This is a genomic window from Streptomyces malachitofuscus (assembly GCF_055571035.1).
Window position 1 is genome coordinate 55,932 of sequence record NZ_JBVIGA010000021.1, and the last position, 18,188, is coordinate 74,119.

At 70.2% G+C, this 18,188-nt stretch carries 12 protein-coding genes; 5 read left to right on the forward strand and 7 right to left on the reverse strand.

The window, feature by feature from the left end; genetic code table 11:
• The first annotated feature begins 201 nt into the window (after positions 1 to 201).
• The 3 genes from ACZ44S_RS27635 (at position 202) to ACZ44S_RS27645 (ending at position 6,669) form a co-directional block, all read left to right on the forward strand.
• Positions 202 to 4,512, forward strand: coding sequence for a GH92 family glycosyl hydrolase (locus tag ACZ44S_RS27635; RefSeq protein ID WP_466933598.1), 4,311 nt, complete (start codon positions 202 to 204; stop codon positions 4,510 to 4,512).
• Positions 4,513 to 4,593: 81 nt separating this feature from the next.
• Positions 4,594 to 5,346 (forward strand): IclR family transcriptional regulator, encoded by a 753-nt coding sequence (locus ACZ44S_RS27640; RefSeq protein ID WP_466933600.1) that lies wholly within the window; start codon positions 4,594 to 4,596, stop codon positions 5,344 to 5,346.
• A 102-nt stretch (positions 5,347 to 5,448) separates the two neighbouring features.
• Entirely contained in the window at positions 5,449 to 6,669 is a 1,221-nt protein-coding gene (locus tag ACZ44S_RS27645) for a PP2C family protein-serine/threonine phosphatase (protein ID WP_466933602.1), read from the forward strand.
• A gap of 5 nt (positions 6,670 to 6,674) precedes the next feature.
• On the opposite strand, the gene ACZ44S_RS27650 is transcribed toward ACZ44S_RS27645, so the two are convergent.
• From ACZ44S_RS27650 to ACZ44S_RS27665, 4 genes are read right to left on the reverse strand one after another with little or no spacing between them, the layout of a single operon-like run.
• Positions 6,675 to 8,054 carry a GH1 family beta-glucosidase gene (locus ACZ44S_RS27650; RefSeq protein ID WP_466933604.1) on the reverse strand — a complete coding sequence of 460 codons (1,380 nt, stop codon included), beginning with the start codon at positions 8,052 to 8,054 and terminating at the stop codon, positions 6,675 to 6,677.
• Between the two features lie 31 nt (positions 8,055 to 8,085).
• Positions 8,086 to 8,913, reverse strand: coding sequence for a carbohydrate ABC transporter permease (locus tag ACZ44S_RS27655; protein WP_466933607.1), 828 nt, complete (start codon positions 8,911 to 8,913; stop codon positions 8,086 to 8,088).
• 5 nt (positions 8,914 to 8,918) lie between these two features.
• Positions 8,919 to 9,869 carry a carbohydrate ABC transporter permease gene (locus ACZ44S_RS27660; RefSeq protein ID WP_466933609.1) on the reverse strand — a complete coding sequence of 317 codons (951 nt, stop codon included), beginning with the start codon at positions 9,867 to 9,869 and terminating at the stop codon, positions 8,919 to 8,921.
• A gap of 11 nt (positions 9,870 to 9,880) precedes the next feature.
• Positions 9,881 to 11,140: an ABC transporter substrate-binding protein gene (locus ACZ44S_RS27665; RefSeq protein ID WP_466933611.1), complete on the reverse strand. Its 1,260-nt coding sequence runs from the start codon at positions 11,138 to 11,140 to the stop codon at positions 9,881 to 9,883.
• A gap of 295 nt (positions 11,141 to 11,435) precedes the next feature.
• Here ACZ44S_RS27665 and yicI point away from each other — a divergent pair, with 295 nt between their 5' ends.
• Positions 11,436 to 13,706: an alpha-xylosidase gene (gene yicI, locus ACZ44S_RS27670; RefSeq protein WP_466933612.1), complete on the forward strand. Its 2,271-nt coding sequence runs from the start codon at positions 11,436 to 11,438 to the stop codon at positions 13,704 to 13,706.
• Positions 13,707 to 13,711: 5 nt separating this feature from the next.
• On the opposite strand, the gene ppk2 is transcribed toward yicI, so the two are convergent.
• Entirely contained in the window at positions 13,712 to 14,719 is a 1,008-nt protein-coding gene (gene ppk2, locus ACZ44S_RS27675) for a polyphosphate kinase 2 (protein ID WP_466933614.1), read from the reverse strand.
• 212 nt (positions 14,720 to 14,931) lie between these two features.
• Between ppk2 and ACZ44S_RS27680 the strand changes: the two genes are divergently transcribed.
• A complete protein-coding gene (locus ACZ44S_RS27680; protein WP_466933617.1) occupies positions 14,932 to 15,726 on the forward strand; it encodes an SDR family NAD(P)-dependent oxidoreductase in 795 nt (264 codons plus the stop codon).
• 59 nt (positions 15,727 to 15,785) lie between these two features.
• On the opposite strand, the gene ACZ44S_RS27685 is transcribed toward ACZ44S_RS27680, so the two are convergent.
• Both ACZ44S_RS27685 and ACZ44S_RS27690 read right to left on the reverse strand, forming a co-directional pair.
• Positions 15,786 to 17,231 (reverse strand): cellulase family glycosylhydrolase, encoded by a 1,446-nt coding sequence (locus tag ACZ44S_RS27685; RefSeq protein WP_466933619.1) that lies wholly within the window; start codon positions 17,229 to 17,231, stop codon positions 15,786 to 15,788.
• A gap of 118 nt (positions 17,232 to 17,349) precedes the next feature.
• Entirely contained in the window at positions 17,350 to 18,117 is a 768-nt protein-coding gene (locus tag ACZ44S_RS27690; protein ID WP_466933621.1) for a sulfite exporter TauE/SafE family protein, read from the reverse strand.
• Between the last annotated feature and the right edge of the window lie 71 nt (positions 18,118 to 18,188).

An 18,188-nucleotide genomic window follows, 5' to 3' on the forward strand; every position in this document is an offset into this window, starting at 1 on the left:
CTCAACTCCCCGGCCGGGGGCCCTGATCGCGGCCCCCGGCCCGCACTCCGGGTCCGCACTCGACTTCTCCCGGAATTCATTCAATCCTCTCCCAGGACTTCCCTCGGTGAGCCCGAGACGCTGAACTATAGGCCGCGCCCCGCAAGAGGGCCGCACTTTGACAACGTTGTCACCATCCGGGAAGGCAGGAATTCCGCCGTCATGTGGACCGCCCCAGAGCCACCCCCGCCGACGCCCCCGCCGGGCCGGCGCAGACTTCTCACCACCGCACTGGTCCTCGGCGCGCTGGTCGCCGGACTGACGCCCGCGGCCGGCGCGGCCGCCGACCGGGGCCACCGCGACATCGCGGCGTTCGACGCCGTCGATCCGTTCATCGGCACCCGCCTGGACACGTCCCAGAACAAGGGGAACAGCGCGTACGGCAACACCTGGCCGGGGGCCACGGTGCCGTTCGGCATGGTGCAGTCCTCCCCCACGACGTACCGCTCCTCCGACGGGGACCAGAAGGGCGGATACGAGTACACGGCCGACAAGATCCGCGGCTTCGGCATGACCCGGCTCTCCGGGACCGGCTGCGAAGGGCGCTTCAGCGGCTTCGACTTCCCGGTGCTGCCGTACACCGGCAGGCTCGCCGGCGGAGCCCTGCCCGTCAGCCCGGCCGAGAAGATCACCGACTACTACCTCGGCTTCGACCACGCCGACGAGAAGGCCGACCCCGGCTACTACTCCGTGGACCTCACCAACGGCGTGGAGACGGAGCTGACCGCCACCACGCGCACCGCGGTGAGCCGCTACGACTTCCCCTCGGACGGCGACTCGACCCTGCTGTTCGATGTCGCGGGGTCCAACAACCGGGTGTTCGGCAGCGAGGTGAAGGTCGACGGCAACACCGTCAGCGGGTGGGTGGAGGCCGCCTCGGTGTGCGACGAGGGCGGACGCTACCGGGCCTACTTCTCGACCACGTTCGACCGTCCCGTCAGGGCCCAAGGCACCTGGCAGGGTTCCGACATACGTCCCGGGTCCGACAACGCCTCCGGCGGTGACACCAAACATGGGGCCGGCGCCTACCTCGTCTTCGACCGGGGCGCGAAGGTCACCGCGAAGACCGGCCTCAGCTATGTGAGCGTCGAGGGCGCCGCGCGCAACGCGGCCGCCGAGACCCGCAGCCGGTCCTTCGACAGCGTCCGGGCGGAGTCCGCCCGTGTGTGGCGGGACGCGCTCGGGACCCTGGAAGTGGACGGCGGCACCCGTGACGAGCGGGTGAAGTTCCACACCGCGCTGTATCACTCGCTGCTGCACCCGAATGTCTTCGACGACGTGAACGGCGAGTACCGGGGCTACGACGGAGAGATCCACCGGGTGCCCAAGGGCCGCCACCACTACGTCACCTACGCGGGCTGGGACACGTACCGCAGTCAGGCGCAGCTGATCGCCCTGCTGTTCCCCGAGGTCGGCAGCGACATCAACCAGTCGATCACGGACATGGTGCGCCAGACCGGCACGTGGCCCAACTGGCCGCATCTCAACCAGCCGCAGCAGAAGATGAGCGGCGACTCACTGCAGTCGGTGGTCGCCTCGGTCGACGCGTTCGGCAGCACGGACTACGACCGGCGCGCCGCGCTGGAGTCGATGAAGGCGACGCAGGGTCTGCCGGCCGACGCGACACTGCGGCGGCACGCCTACCAGTACGCGACGGTCGGCTTCATCGAGAACCGCAAGGGCGACTCGGCCACGTCCAAGACGCTCGAGTACGCCGTCGACGACTTCGGCATCGCCCAGCTCGCCCGGCGTCTGGGCGACGAGGAGACGTACGACCGGTACATGGTGCGGGCGCAGAACTGGCAGAACGTGTTCGACGATGCCAGTGACCACATCCGGCCCCGTGAGCGGAACGGCTTCGACCGGTCCTTCGACCTCGGCGAGCGGGGCAACCAGTTCGAGCAGGCCACGGGATACCAGTACGGCTGGATGGTGCCGCACAACGTGGGCGCGCTGATCGAGAAGCGGGGCGGTGCCGAGGCCACGACCAAGGCCCTCGACGACCACACCCGTGAGCTCGACGCCGGTGTGTACGACACCTCCGGGGCGTACCTGAGCAACCAGCCCAGCTTCACCATGCCGTTCGTCTACCACTGGCTGCGCCGGCCGCACCGGACGGCGGACGTGCTCCGCCGTGCCGTGGACGAGATGTACGACACCTCGCCCTCGGGGCTGCCCGGCAACGACGACCTCGGTTCGCTCAGCAGCTGGTACGTCTGGGCGGGCATCGGGCTCTTCCCCGCCGTTCCCGGCACCGCCGACCTGGTGGTGAGCGGTCCGATGTTCGAGCGGGTCGTGGTGGACAGCGCCGACAGCCGGCGGCGGATCACCCTCGACGCACCCCGGGCCGACACGGCGCCCCATGTGAGGGCACTGAAGGTCGACGGGCGTGCCACCACCCGTTCCTGGCTCCCCGCCGACTTCACCCGCAAGGGCGGCAGGCTGAACTTCCGGATGGCGTCGGAGCCCGGCACCTGGGGCACCGGCGCGCGGGACGTGCCCCCGTCGCACACGGACGGCACGGACGCCCGCAACAGCATCGGCGTCACCCCGGACGGTCACGGAAACCTCGGGTCGCTGGACCTCAGCGACAACTCCCTGTCGCGGGAGCGGCTCGCGCAGGCGGGAGCGGCGCCGGGCGCCAAGCTGCCGCTGGGGGACACGGGAGTCGAGTTCACCTGGCCGGCCACCGGTCCGGGCGAGCCCGACCACTGGATTCCGCACGGTCAGCGCATCCCCCTGGGCGGGCAGCGGGCCACCGGGATCTCCTTCCTGGGCCTGGCCACCAACGGTCCGGCGCAGGGCATCGCGGTGGTGGAGTACACCGACGGCTCCACCCAGTCCGTGCCCGTGGGGTTCACCGACTGGACGCCCGGGACCGACTACCGGTTCGGCAACGAGCCCCTGGTGACCACGACGGGCCGCAACCGGGCCGCGGGAGGCGCCGACGCCGTGCAGACCAAGGTCTTCGGCACGCGTCCCCAGCTGCTGGATCCGAAGAAGCGGGTGGCGGCCGTCGTCCTGCCGCAGGGCACCGACCGCGGTGTCATGCACGTCTTCGACGTGGCGCTGACGAACAAACCGGATCTGGAGGTTCCCGGCGCGGTGCCCTCGCGCATCGTGCTGACCCCGACCGAGAAGCCGGAGTCGTCCCAGTCGGTCACCTGGAGCACCGCATCGGCCCTCACGAACGGGGAGGCGCGCGTCCGCAAGGCGGGCACCGAGAAGTGGCGGACGGTGGCCGCCCGCGCCAACGAGGAGCTGAACACGGGCGGCGAGCTGGTGCGCACCCACTCCGCGGTGCTCGACCGGCTCTCCCCCGGCACCGAGTACGAGTACCGGGTGGGCACCGACGGCCGGTTCAGCCCCGCCTACCGGTTCACCACCGCCCGGCCGGCGGGCGAGGAGTTCACGTTCCTCTATTTCGGCGACGCGCAGAACGAGCTGTCGGCGAAGTGGGCGCCGGTGGTGAAGCAGGCCTACGCGCGCCATCCCGACGCCGTCGGCAGCGTCAACGCGGGCGATCTGGTCAACTCGTCGGGCCATGACAGCGAGTGGCGCGACTGGTTCGGGGCGATGGACGGCTACAGCCAGACGACCAATGTCATCGCCGCGCCCGGGAACCACGAGTACTCGGGAGACACCTTCCTCAAGAAGTGGAAGTCGACCTTCGAGTACCCGGCCAACGGGCCCGGTGCCTCACCGCCCGGCGGTGACACCCCCGCCGAGCGGCAGCGTGCCGCCTACGAGGCGCACATGGCGAAGGCGCTCACCGAGACCGCGTACTACACCGACTACCAGGGGGTGCGGTTCATCACCCTGAACGCCGGCACGCACGACGCCCGGTCGCTGATGACGCCGGACGATCTCCCGGCGTGCAGCGAGGAATGCCCCGACCCCGAGAAGCTCTGGCTGGGCATGCAGGGCCGCTGGCTGGACCACATCCTGGAGAACAACCCGAACAAATGGGCGGTGGCCGTGTTCCACCAGCCGGTGTTCTCCGGTGCCGAGGGGCGTGACGAGAAGCCGGTGCGTGACGCCTGGCTCCCGGTGTTCCAGCGCAACGACATCGACCTGGTGCTGATGGGACACGACCATGTGTACTCCCGGGGACACCTCGATTCCGACGCCACCTCGACTCCCGGGGTGACCACCGGCCCCGTGTACACGGTCGCGGTCTCGGGACCGAAGTACTACGAGCTCGCTCCCGGGGACGACAACGTGTGGACCCGCAACGGGGCGACCCAGGTGGTCCGCGCGGGGCACACCTCCACGTTCCAGGGGATCAAGGTCACCAGGGACACGATCCGCTACGAGGCGGTCGTCGCCGCCAAGTGGGACGACCGCTCCACCACGGACAAGGAGGTCGGTGAGGTGCTGGACTCGTTCACGATCACCAAGTACGACGACGGCACGAAGTACGTGACGGAGGACGGGGTGCCCGTGCCGCCCCGCCCGGCCACCGGCGGCTGAGCAGCCGTTCGGGACGAGCCCCCGCCCGCCCGGGCGGGGGCTCGTCTTGCCTGGGGCGGACGATCGGCGCAGGCTGGTGCCATGGGTGCGAGCCCGACGCTCATCTCCTCGGTTCAGCGTGCGTTCCGGCTGCTGGAGGCGGCGAGCGCGCATCAGAACGGCGCTCCGGCGAAACAGCTGGCGCGTGAGACGGGACTGCCGCCGGCCACGGCATACCACCTGCTGCGCACGCTCGTGCACGACGGGTACCTGCGCAAGATGGACGACGGCGCGTTCGTCCTGGGCGACCGGCTGCAGACACTGCTCACGGCGAGCGGCGGGCAGGCGCTGCTCAGCCGGGTCCGGCCGGCCCTCGCCGCGCTGCGGGACGAGCTCTCCAGCGCCGCCTACCTCACCTTCTACGAGGACGGTGAGATCCGGGTCGCCGAGATCGTCGACGGACCGCGCACACCGCGGACGGATCTCTGGGTGGGCTTCGAGGACGCAGGGCATGCCACGGCGCTGGGCAAGTCCGTGCTGCGGGAGCTCGACGACGAGGCACGCCGCGAGTACCTGTCCCGTCACCCCCTGAACGACCTCACCCCGCGGACGATCACCACGGTGCGGACGCTGGTCCGCCAGCTCGAGAACACCTCCCTGGCCCCGGCCGTCACGGACCTGGAGGAGTACTCGCTCGGCACCGTCTGCGTCGCGGTTCCGGTCCACAGCGGCGACACGCTGGGCTCACTCGGTGTGTCGATGCCCAGGGACCGGATCTCCCGGCTCGACGAGGTCCGCGCGCGGCTGCTGCCGACCGCCGACAGGGTGACGCGGACCTTGTCGCTCACTATTTGAAAAGCGCAACCTTGAGTCGTCCCGAACGATCACCTTTCCTGATGGAGCAGACATTTTCGGGACGCGCGCTCGTCGCGCAAAGGTGAGGACAGCGGACGACACATGAGTCATGGTCGGCATCATGGACGCGACCCCTGGCCGAAACGGCCGTTCAAGCCGGGCATCAGGCGGACCTGGTCGCCTCCCGTCCGGGCGGTGGCGCACTGGGCCGCCGGCACACCGGCCCTGCCGATCCTGATCGTCTTCATCATCGTGTCCATCGATCTCTTCGCCGGCACGGGCAGGATCTGGCTGCCGCTCCTCGCCGTCGGACCGGCGCTGGCGGCCGCCACGAGCCGGCCGCTCGGGGTCCTGGGGGTGGGTCTCCTCGCCTCCGTGCTGGGCGCCGGGATCGGTGCCCGTCACGATGTGCCGGTCTCGCAGTTGCTCGTCGTGCTCTCCGCGCTGGTCACCGTCGCCCTGGCGGGCGCTCTCGCCAGTGCGCTGCGCGCACGCCGCGAGCGGGTGCTCGCCGCCGTCCGCTCCGTGGCGGAGACCGCGCAGCACGCGCTGCTCCGGCCGGTCCCGGAGACCGTGGGCCCGTTCCAGGTGGCGGTCCGCTACAGCGCCGCCGCGGCGGAGGCCCGGATCGGCGGCGACCTCTACGCCCTCGTGCCCACGCCCTACGGGGTCAGGATGATCGTCGGGGATGTGCGCGGCAAAGGGCTGCCGGCCGTGGGAACGGCCGCTCTGGTGCTCGGTGTCTTCCGTGAGGCGGCCTACGACGAGCCGGACCTGCTGGACGTCGTCCGCCGGGTGGAACGGAGCCTGGCCCGGAATCTCGGCTCCGACGACTTCGTCACCGCCGTGGTCGCCGGCTGTCCGGAGCCCGGGCGCCTGGAGATGGTCAACTGCGGACACGCGCCTCCGCTGCTGATCCGCGGGAACGAGGTGGTGCCGGTGGATCCCGTCCGTCCCGCGCCGCCCCTGGGACTGCGTGCCCTGTCCGAGGACCTCCCCTGCCTCCAGGTGGTGCCGTTCGCCGAGGGTGACCAGCTGCTGCTCTACACCGACGGCGTCACGGAGGCGCGCGACGCCGGCCGCGAGTTCTACCCCCTCACCGAGGGCCTGGCCCGCCATCTGTGCGACGAGCCGTCCCGCACGCTCGCCGCACTGCACCAGGAACTGCTGAACCACGTGGGCGGCCGGCTGCACGACGACGCGGCGCTGGTCCTGCTGCGCAAGCCGGTCACCGCCGTCGTGACGGACCCCGACGGCCCTGCCCCCACCGGCGCCCCCGTCGTGCGGTCGCTCGCGAGCCGGCGGGAAGAGGGCGCCGCGTAGCGGTGTCAGGCCCGCTGGGCGGCGATCATGCGCCGATACCAGTGGTAGCTGTCCTTCGGCGTGCGTTCCTGGGTGGCGTAGTCGACCCGTACGATGCCGAAGCGCTTGTCGTAGCCGAAGGCCCACTCGAAGTTGTCGAGCAGCGACCACACGTAGTACCCGCGGACGTCCACCCCCGCGTCGATCGCCGCCCGCAGCGCGGTGAGGTGGTCGCGCAGGTAGTGCACGCGCTCGATGTCGCGCACGGTGCCGTCGGCGCCCACCTCGTCGTCCTCGGCGGAGCCGTTCTCGGTGATGTGGAGGGGTGGCAGGGCGTCCCCGTACTGCTCCTTCAGATCCACCAGCAGATCGGTGAGGGTGTGCGGGGCCACCGGCCATCCCATCGCGGTCCGGCGGACACCGGGCATCACAACCTCGGCGTAGCGGTTGTCGGTGGCCACGCGCAGTGCGGGGTCGCTCTCACGGTAGGGGGCGTCGGCGACGACGATCGGGCGGTAGTAGTTGATGCCGAGGAAGTCCAGCGGCTGGGAGATCAGTGCCAGGTCGCCGTCGCGGCGGAAGTCCTCCGCGGTGATCAGCTCGCCCCAGGTGTCCGCCTCGGTGCCGGGGTACCGCCCGGCGAGGATCGGTTCCGTCCAGACCAGGTTGTGCAGGGTGTCGGCGCGTACCACGGCCCCGCGGTCGGCCGCGCAGTCGCTCGCGGGCAGGTGGTGGTCGAGGTTGAGGGTGATGCCGATCTCGCGGACGCCCGCGGCCCGCAGCGCGCCGACGGCCAGCCCGTGGCCGACCAGCAGGTGGTGGGCGGCGGCCAGCGCGCCCCGGCCCTCGCGGGCGCCCGGTGCGTGGCGGCCGACGGAGTAGCCGAGGAAGGCGCTGCACCACGGCTCGTTGAGGGTGATCCAGCGGGGCACCCGGTCGCCCAGATGCTCGGCGACGACGGCCGTGTACTCGGCGAACCGCTCCGCGGTGTCCCGCACCCGCCATCCGCCCCGCTCTTCAAGGGCCTGCGGGAGGTCCCAGTGGTAGAGGGTGGCGGCGGGCTCGATGCCGGCGGCGAGGAGTTCGTCGACCAGACGGGAGTAGAAGTCCAGGCCCTTGGGGTTCACCGGGCCGGAGCCGTCGGGCACGATGCGCGGCCAGGCGATGGAGAAGCGGTACGAGCCGACGCCGAGTCCGCGCAGCAGGGCCACGTCCTCGGGGTAGCGGTGGTAGTGGTCGCAGGCGACGTCACCGGTGTCACCGCCTGCCACCAGGCCGGGGGTGTGGCTGTAGGTGTCCCAGATGGACGGGCCTCGGCCGTCCTCGTACGCCGCGCCTTCGATCTGGTACGAGGCGGTCGCGGCGCCGAAGACGAAGCCGGGAGGGAAACGGGGGAAGTCGCTCATGCGTGTCGGTCCATCTCGAGGTGTGCGGTGATCACTTGACGGAGCCGCCGGTGATGCCGGCGGCGATGTACTTCTGGGCGAGGACGAGCAGGATCGCGGCCGGGACGGCGGAGAGCACGGACGCGGCCATGACCGCCCCCCAGTCGCCGACGTGGGCGCCGATGTACTGGTAGATGCCCAGCGTGATCGGCTTGACGTCGTCGGTGGTGTTCAGGGTGAGCGCGAACATGAAGTCGCTCCACGCGAACAGGAACGCGAACAGGCCCGAGGTGATCAGCGCGTTGCGGCTCATCGGGAGCACTACCCGCAGGAAGACCCGTACCGGTCCGGCCCCGTCGATCTCGGCGGCCTCGATGACCTCGCCCGGGACGGACACCATGAAGGAGCGCATCAGCACGATGGAGAACGGGATGCCGAGCGAGGCGTCCGCGAGCATCAGGCCGAAGTAGGAGTTCACCAGGCCGAGATCGACGTACGAGGTGTAGAGGGCGTTGGCGATGACGATGCCCGGCACCATCTGGGTGATCAGGGTGCCGAAGACGATGGTGCGCGAGCCGCGCAGTCCGAAGCGGGCCAGTCCGTACGCCGCCGGGGCGGAGACCGCCAGGCAGATGGCGACGGCGCCGGAGGAGACCAGCAGCGAGGTCAGCAGGTGCCCTCCCTGGTCGGTGAGGGCCTTGGAGAAGCCGGAGAGGTCGAGGCCGGAGGGCACCGGGTCGACCTGGAGCAGACCGGACTCGGGCTGGAGTGCCGTGTTGAGCATCCAGTACAGCGGGAAGAGCATCACGCCCAGGACGAGCAGTCCCGCGACGGTGGAGCCCCAGCGGCGCCGGGACGGGGCGGGTGCGTGAGCGGCCATGTGGGTCACTTCCCCTCGGTGCGGTTGGCCCGCAGGTAGAACACCGCGAACACCGCGGAGACGATGATGAGGACGTTGCCCACGACCGCGCCGGCACCGAAGTCCAGTTCCACGAAGGAGTTCTGGTAGGTGAGCGTGCCCAGGGTCTGGGTGGCGTCGGCGGGTCCGCCGTCGGTGAGGGCGAGGATCAGGTCGAGGATCTTCACCGTCGACATGAAGCCGAGCACCAGAACGACGGTGATCACCGGCTTGAGCATCGGCAGGGTGACCGAGCGGAACGTGCGCCAGGCCGAGGCGCCGTCGAGGGAGGCCGCCTCGTACAGCTCCCTCGGGATCTCCTGGAGGCCGCCGTAGAGGATGACCATGTTGAACGGGATGCCGATCCAGACGTTGACCAGGATCACCGAGAGCAGCGCCATGTCGGGGCTGGTCAGCCACGGGGTGCCCCCGCCCAGGCCGAGGGTGTCCAGGAAGGTGTTCAGTACGCCGGTGTCCTGGTCGAGGATGCGGCGCCACACGATGCCGGACACCACCATGGGCACCAGCCAGGGCAGCAGGATCAGCGACCGCAGGACACCGCCGAGGGGGAACCGGCGGTTGAAGAAGACGGCGAGCGCGAGGCCGATGCAGAACTGGCCGAGCAGGGAGCCGGCGGTGAAGACGAGGGTGTGCCACAGCGCCTTGCCGAAGAGGACGTCCTGGAGGACGGACGTCCAGTTGTCGGTGCCGTTGAAGGGGGCCTCGCCGGTGAAGAACGTCTTCGGGGTGTAGTGCTGGAAGCTCATCACGACGTTGCGGACGAGCGGGTATCCGAAGAACAGCAGCATGAAGACGACGGCCGGGGCGACGAAGCCCCATTGGGCGAGTCTGCGGCGCCTGCGGGTGCGGGCGGGGTCCGGCGCTTGTGTGTCGACGGGCGTCCCGGAGGACGTCACGGCGGGGACGGTGGTGGTCATGGGCGCGTACCTCAGTTCCCGCTCGTGGCGCGCTGCTGGGCGCGCTTCAGTGCGGACTCGCTGGACTGGCCGGTCAGTGCGGACTGGAAGGCGCTCTGCAGGGCGAGCGACACGCCCGACCAGCCGGCGCCGAGCTTGGCGGTGCGGGACCGGGCGGCGGCGACCTGGTCGGCCAGCGCGTCCAGCTCGGGCACCTCCTCGCGCCACTTCGCGGCGGCCTTCTCGTTGGCCGGGACCATCCAGCTGTTCAGGGCGTAGGTGAACTGTTCCTTCTCGCTCGCCAGACAGGCGACGATCCGGCCGGCCGTCCTCTCGCGCTCGGTGTCACCTGTGTTGGGCACGGTGAGCACGGCGCCGCCGAGCGGCCCCACCGAGTCGGCACCCGCCTCGGGGACGGGGATCGGTGCGATCTCCCAGTGCAGCGACTTGTCGGTGTTGAGTGTCTCGACCTGCCACGGGCCGTTGATCATCATGGCGGCGTTGCCCGCCATGAACTGGTCGTTCACGTCGGCCTGCGTCCAGTTGACGGTGGACTTGGACAGTGATCCGTCCTGCAGCAGCGCCTTCCAGTAGTCGAGCGCCTCGACGACGCGAGGGCTGTCGAGATCGGTCTCGTCGCCGCCGTTGGACCACATGAACGGGGTGAACTGGAAGACGCCGTCCTCGGCGCCGCCTGCGCTGAGCGCCAGGCCGTACCGCTTGCCCCGGGTCAGCTGCCGTGCCGTCTCCCGCAGTTCCTCCCACGTGGTGGGCACCTCGGCGCCCGCCTCGTCGAGGATGTCCTTGTTGTAGAAGAGCGCGAGGGTGTTCACGGAGCGGGCGGCGCCGTAGTAGGTGCCCTGGTAGGAGCCGAAGTCGACGATGCCCTCGGGGACGTCCTCGGTGCGGAGCCCCAGGGTGCGCAGGTCGACGAGACCGCCGGCCTCGGCGAAGGTCGGCATCTCGGAGGCGTCGAACTGCACGATGTCAGGCAGCGACTTCGACGAGGCCATGCGCAGCGCCTTCGTCATCACCTGTGACGCGGGAACGCTCTGCTGCTCGACGGTGACGCCCAGCCGCTTGCCGCAGCGGGCCATCGCCTCGGCGTCCCAGCGGTGGTAGGTCTCGTCGGTCGAGGAGTTCATCACGGTGTACACGTCGTCGTCGCGCTGCTGTGCGCAGCCGGCGAGTGCCGTCCCGGAGATGAGGACGAAGACGGCGGCGAACGATGTGACGGCTCTGCGTGAGCGTCCGCGTGTGCGAGGTGCGGCAACCGGAGGATGTGCTGTCACGGTGGGGGCCCTTGTGTGGGACCGGCTCGGCGTGCGCCGGGGCCGGTGGCTCTTTCAGGGAGTCTGGTGAAGCGCTTCGACTGTAGGCGATTACCGGCGAGGTGTCGCCTGGCGCTGCACCGGGTGTAATTTGTTTGGCCTGATTACTAATACGTCAGCGGGAGCCGGTCGCGCTAGCCCTCCAGCGACACGATCTGCTCGCGCCAGGGCGTGACAGGTTCCACGGCTCCTGTCATAGTTCCTGGTCAGAGGATTCCTCTTCGGCCTCTTCCGCCCTCCCCCTGCGAGGAAGACCATGAAATTCACCGACGGCTTCTGGCGCATCCGCGACGGTGTGCAGATCTCGTACGCGACCGAGGTGCGCGAAGTGCGCCCTGAATCGAAGCGCTTCACCTGCTATGCCACCATGAAGAAGGTGACACGCAGGGGGGACACCCTCAACGCACCGCTGCTCACGGTCGAGTGCTTCTCCCCCGCCGAGGGCGTCATCGGAGTCCGGGTCACCCACCACGCGGGCAGGCGCCGTCCGGGCCCCGACTTCGCGCTCACCGGCGGGGCGGACGGCGCGGGCACGGTGCGCCGGGACGGCTCGGTCACCGAACTGGTCAGCGGTCCCCTGACCCTCCGCCTGGACGCAACCGGGCCGTTCGGACTCACGTTCCACGACGCGGACGGACGGGAACTGACCCGCGCCGGCGCCAGGAGCACGGCCTTCGCCACCACCGGCGAGGGAGCACACCATGTGCTGACCCGGCTGTCGCTCGGCGTCGGTGAGCAGATCTACGGCCTCGGCGAGCGCTTCACCCCGTTCGTCAGGAACGGCCAGACCGTCGACGTCTGGCAGGCCGACGGCGGCACGAGCAGTGAACAGGCTTACAAGAACGTGCCGTTCCATCTCTCGTCCCGCGGCTACGGCGTCTTCGTCAACCACCCCGGGGCCGTCTCCTACGAGATCGGCTCCGAGTCCGTCGGCCAGGTCCAGTTCAGCGTCGAGGACCAGTCACTGGAGTACTACGTCGTCGCCGGACCGACCCCCAAGGAGGTCCTCGGCCGCTACACGGCGCTGACCGGACGCCCGGCCCTGCCGCCGGCCTGGTCCTTCGGCCTGTGGCTGAGCACCTCCTTCACCACCTCCTACGACGAGGGGACGGTGACGTCGTTCGTCGACGGCATGGCCGCGCGCGGCATCCCGCTGTCGGTGTTCCACTTCGACTGCTTCTGGATGCGCGAGTACCAGTGGTGCGACTTCCAGTGGGACCCGGACGTCTTCCCCGACCCGGAGGGCATGCTGGACCGGCTGAAGGAGAAGGGCCTGCGGATCAGCCTCTGGATCAACCCGTACATCGCCCAGAAGTCCCCGCTGTTCGAGGAGGCCGAGGCCCTCGGCCACCTGGTGCGCCGCCCGAACGGCGACGTGTGGCAGTGGGATCTGTGGCAGGCCGGCATGGGTCTGGTGGACTTCACCAGCCCCGACGCGCGCGCCTGGTTCCAGTCGAAGCTCAAGGCGCTGCTCGACCAGGGGGTGGACTGCTTCAAGACGGACTTCGGCGAGCGGATCCCCACCGATGTCGTCTGGCACGACGGCTCCGATCCGGAGCGCATGCACAACTACTACACGCATCTGTACAACCGGACGGTGTTCGAACTCCTGGAGAAGGAGCGCGGCCAGGGCGAGGCGGTGCTCTTCGCCCGGTCCGCGACCGCGGGCGGACAGCAGTACCCGGTGCACTGGGGCGGCGACTGCTGGTCGTCCTTCGAGGCGATGGCCGAGTCGCTCAGGGGCGGTCTGTCCCTGTCGTTGAGCGGTTTCGGATTCTGGAGCCACGACATCGGGGGCTTCGAGGGCACACCCGACCCCGACGTCTTCAAGCGCTGGCTCGCCTTCGGTCTGCTCTCCTCGCACAGCCGGCTGCACGGCTCCTCGTCGTACCGGGTGCCGTGGGAGTTCGGTGACGGGGCGGTCGACGTCGCCCGGCAATTCACGCTGCTCAAGCATCGCCTGATGCCGTATCTGTACGGCACCGCCGCCGAGGCGCACCGCACCGGCGTCCCGATGATGCGGCCGATGGTGCTGGAGTTCCCGCACGACCCCGCGTGCCGCCCGCTCGACCGCCAGTACATGCTGGGCCCCGACCTGCTCGTCGCGCCGGTGTTCACCGCGGACGGCGAGGTGGAGGTGTACCTCCCCGAGGGCACCTGGACCCATCTGCTCAGCGGCGAGCGGGTCACCGGCCCGTGCTGGCGCACCGAGCGGCACGGCTACGACAGTCTTCCGCTCTACGTCCGGGAAGGCGCCGTACTGCCGCTGGCCGGCGACGACTCCCGCCCGGACGGCGACTGGCTGGACGCTCCCGTCCTGCTCGTGCATCCGCCCGCCGCGCCCGACTACACCGCCGAGGTCACGGTGCCGGACACGGCGGGGCTGCCGGCCGCGACGTTCCGCGTCCGGCGGGACGGCGACGTCCTGCGGGTCACCGCCTCGGGGACCGGGCGTCCGTTCACGGTGCGGATCGCCGGCGGGGCGGAGGTGCGGGGTTCCGGCGAGGTGTCACTGCCGGTGGAATGACCGGGTCAGGTTTCCGGGTGGCTGCCGGGTCCGTGGCCGGGGCCTGCCAGTGGGGTCGGTGAGAGGACCGCCGGTTCCTCACCGGCCTCCAGCAGGGTGTCCGCCGCACCGACGATCAGCGGGTCCGGCTTGCCCAGTGCCCCGTGGTCCTTGGCCGGGTAGTCGCACCGGTCGAGGAGGCTGCGCATGGCCTCGAGCCGGCCCCGGCGCTTGTCGTTGTTCTTCACGACCGTCCACGGCGCGTGGGGGGTGTCCGTGGCCCGGAACATCTCCACCTTGGCCTGGGTGTAGTCGTCCCAGAGGTCGAGGGAGGCGAGGTCCATGGGCGACAGCTTCCAGCGGCGCACCGGATCGACCTGGCGGATCGCGAACCGGGTCCGCTGCTCGGCCCGTGAGACGGAGAACCAGAACTTCACCAGCAGGATGCCGTCGTCGGTGAGCAGCCGTTCGAACATCGGCGTCTGTTCGAGGAACTTGTGGTACTCGTCGTCGGTGCAGAAACCCATGACCCGCTCGACCCCGGCGCGGTTGTACCAGGAGCGGTCGAAGAAGACGATCTCGCCACGGCCCGGCAGATGGGCGACGTAGCGCTGGAAGTACCACTGCCCGGCCTCCCGCTCGGTCGGCTTCTCCAGAGCCACCACACGGGCACCGCGAGGGTTCAGGCGCTCCGTGAACCGCTGGATGGTGCCGCCCTTGCCCGCCGCGTCCCGTCCCTCGCACACGACCACGATCCGCTGACCGGTGTCCTTCACCCACCGCTGCATCTTCAGCAGTTCGATCTGCAGGACACGCTTGGTCCGCTCGTACTCCGCCCGGCGGATCCTCCGGTCGTAGGGGTGGTTCTCCCGCCAGGTCTCGATCGGGTTGCCGTCCCCGTCGAGGAGCACGGGCCGCTCCGGACGCCGGACGTCCACCTCCAGGCCGTGGAGCAGATCGTCTCCGGTCGTGCCCGAGGGTGCCGCTTCGGCTTCCGTACGGCCTTCCGGCGTGTCCGAGTGCTCGGCCGTCACGTGGTCTCCCGTCTCGAGGTGCGCGCTCTGCTGTCAGGGTGCCGTCTGCCCCGCGGAGCTGTGTCCTAGCAGAAGCGTATGCCTCCTGGGGGATTTGCGGTGGTTCGACTGAGAAGTTCCAGGAGAGCGGTGGACCCGGACGGTTACCGTGCGTGGGTAACCGGGTTCGCGGGCGCGCCGTCCGACGCATACAGGCAGAGGGGACGCACGACGTGCAGATCGATCTGACGGGCCGAACAGCGCTGGTCACCGGTTCCACCCAGGGCATCGGTGCGGCGATCGCCACCGGACTCGCGCGGTCCGGCGCCCGGGTCGCCGTGAACGGGCGCTCCGCCGACCGCGTACGGGAGGGTGCCGCCGCCGTCGAACGGGAGGTGCCCGGCGCCGATGTGGTGCCGGTCGCCGCGGACGTGACCACCGAGGCGGGCGCCGGAAAGGTCGCCGACACGCTGTCGCAGGTGGACATCCTCGTCAACAACCTCGGCGTCTTCGGCGCCGCCGACCCACTGGAGATCACCGACGCGGAGTGGCGCCGCTACTTCGAGGTCAACGTCCTGGCCGCCGTCCGGCTGACGCGGCTGTTCCTGCCGGGCATGACCGGGCGCGGCTGGGGGCGCGTCCAGTACATCGCCAGCGACTCGGCGATCGTCACGCCCGCCGAGATGATCCACTACGGCATGTCGAAGACCGCGCTGCTCGCCGTGAGCCGCGGGTTCGCCAAGCAGGCCGCCGGCACGGGGGTCACGGTGAACTCGGTGGTCGCCGGGCCCACCCACACCGGCGGGGTGGAGGACTTCGTCCACGAACTGGTGGACCGCGACCTTCCGTGGGACGAGGCGCAGCGCGCCTTCATGCGCGAGCACCGCCCGCAGTCGCTGCTGCAGCGGCTGATCGAGCCGGAGGAGATCGCCAACATGGTCGTCTACCTCAGTTCCGACCAGGCGTCCGCCACGACCGGCGGGGCGCTGCGGGTGGACGGCGGCTACGTCGACTCGATCCTGCCCTGAGGGCGCGAGCGCCCCGTCCGGCCCGCGCGTGCGCCGGCCGGACGGGGCCGGGTGACGCCTCAGTCGGCCGAGAAGCCGTCCGGGGTCCTGATGCGGTCGCGGATCCAGACGCCTGCGGGCTTCAGCGAGGACGTGCCGGTCCAGGGGCCGTTGTCGGCGCAGGTGCCGGTGTTGAAGACGGCGCCGGAACGGTGGTCGTCGGAGAAGTTCCAGTTGACCCAGCTGATCTTCTTGTCCGCCATCAGGTCCAGGTAGCGCTGGGACATGGCGAAGTCGTCGGCGCCCTCGCCGGCGTAGTTCTGCGTGCCGAACTCGGTGACGAACACGGGGATGCGGTCCGCGGCGCGCGAGAGGGCCGCCAGGTACTCGTCCCGGTGCGAGTCGGCGTAGAAGTGGAAGGTGTACATGATGTTGGAGGCGTCGACCGGGTTGTTCACGACCTCCGACTCGTCGGCCCCCTCGGAGACGCCGAGCGAGGACCAGGCACGGGTGCCGACCAGGACGGGGGCGTCGGCGTCGACGCTGCGGATCACCGGGATGATCTGCTCCGCGTAGCTCTTGATCCGCGACCAGCTCACACCACTGGGCTCGTTGGCGATCTCGTAGAGGATGTTGTCGCGGCCCTTGTTGCGCTGGGCGATGTCGGTGAAGAACTTCCGCGCCTTGTCGAGGTTGGCCATGGGGTCGCCGGGGTCGAGCATGTGCCAGTCCACGATCACGTACATGCCGCGCTCGCTCGCCTGCTCGATCAGGGAGTTGGCCAGGGCCGTGAAGTGCGCGGGATCGGTCTCGTAACCGCCCTCCTGCACATACGTGGAGACGCGCAGGACGTCGGCGTTCCAGTCCTCCGCCAGGGCGTCGAGGGATCCGTCGGTCAGGCACTGGGCGTACCACTGGGTGCCATGGGTGCTCATGCCGCGCAGCTGGACCGGGTTGCCGTGCTCGTTGCAGAGCTTGGTGCCGCACACCTCGAGCTGTCCGTTGACGTCCACGGGGGTGCCGGACGCCGGCGGATCGGTGGGCGGGTCGGTCGGGGTGGTGCCGCCGCCTTCGCAGGGCAGGCCGTTGACGGTGCAGTTCCGGGGCAGTCCGGTGCCGAGGGCGTTGAAGCCGAAGCTCTGCCGGCCACCGGGGGTGACGGTGGCGTTGTAGGAGACGTTGGTGAAGCGGTAGTGCTGCCCCTGCCGGGTCATGGTGGCGGACCAGTGGCTGCCGACCGTCGTTCCGGCGGGCAGGTCGAACTCGACGGTCCAGCCGTCCGCCGCGGTGGCGCCGTCATTGATGATCGATACGTCGGCGCCGTATCCCGTCTCCCACGACGTGGCACGGGAGATCTGTGCCGTGAGCCGCGCGTCGGCCGCCCCGGTCCGCGCGGCGGCGGCGTCCGCGCTCTCGGGGGCGGGCGCGGCGGGTGCCGCGGGGGCGGTTGTCAGGGTGAGGACGAGGGCACTGGCGAGGGCCGCGGCGGCAGCGGCGGGGCGTAGCTGGAGACGTGCCGGTGTCATGGGGGGCTCCGTCCGGGACTGGATGGTTAGGAAAGTTTCCTAACCTGAAGGAACCAGAACCGGCCTTGCTTTGCAAGGTGCACGACAAGCAATCCCGGCGCCGGTACGAACGGCCGGGTCAGCGGAGCAGCAACTGGACGAGGGCGACGGATCCGATCACGACGATGAGGGAACGCAGCACCGCAGGGCTGAACCTGCGGCCCGTCATCGCCCCGAGCTGGCCGCCCAGGGCGGATCCCGCGGCGATGAGCGCGACGGCCGTCCAGTCGAAGTCGGCGACGAAGAGGAAGAAGGTGGCGGCGACCGTGTTGACGATCGCGACCAGCACGTTCTTGACCGCGTTGAGGCGTTGCAGGGGCTCGTCGAGGACCAGGCCCATCAGCGACATGTAGATGATGCCCTGGGCGGCGGCGAAGTAGCCGCCGTAGACACTGGCCAGGGTGAGGCCGGTGAACAGCGGCCATCCGCCGTCGCGCCGGGCGGGGCGCCCCTGCGGCCGGGAACGGCCGCGCACCTTCCTGCCGATCAGGGGCTGCAGCGCGACGAGGACCAGGGCGAGCCCCACCAGGACCGGCACGATGGTTTCGAACGCCTCGGCGGGCAGGGCCAGCAGAAGCGTGGCGCCCGCGATTCCGCCCAGGGCCGAACCGACGCCGAGCCGGCGGACGCGGCGGGCCTGGCCGGCCAGCTCGCGCCGGTAGCCGATGGCTCCGCTGATGGCACCGGGGATCAGGCCGAGGGCGTTGGAGACCGTGGCGGTCAGGGGTGACAGTCCGGTCGCGAGCAGGACGGGAAAGGTGACCAGGGTGCCCGAACCGACGACCGCGTTCAGGGCTCCCGCGCCGACGCCCGCCGCGAAGACGCCGAGCATCTCCACCGGCGTCATGCCGCGGCTCCGGTCGCCGGGGAAAGGTTCATGGGAGGACGCTAGCCCGTGGACCCTTCGGCAGTCGTCGA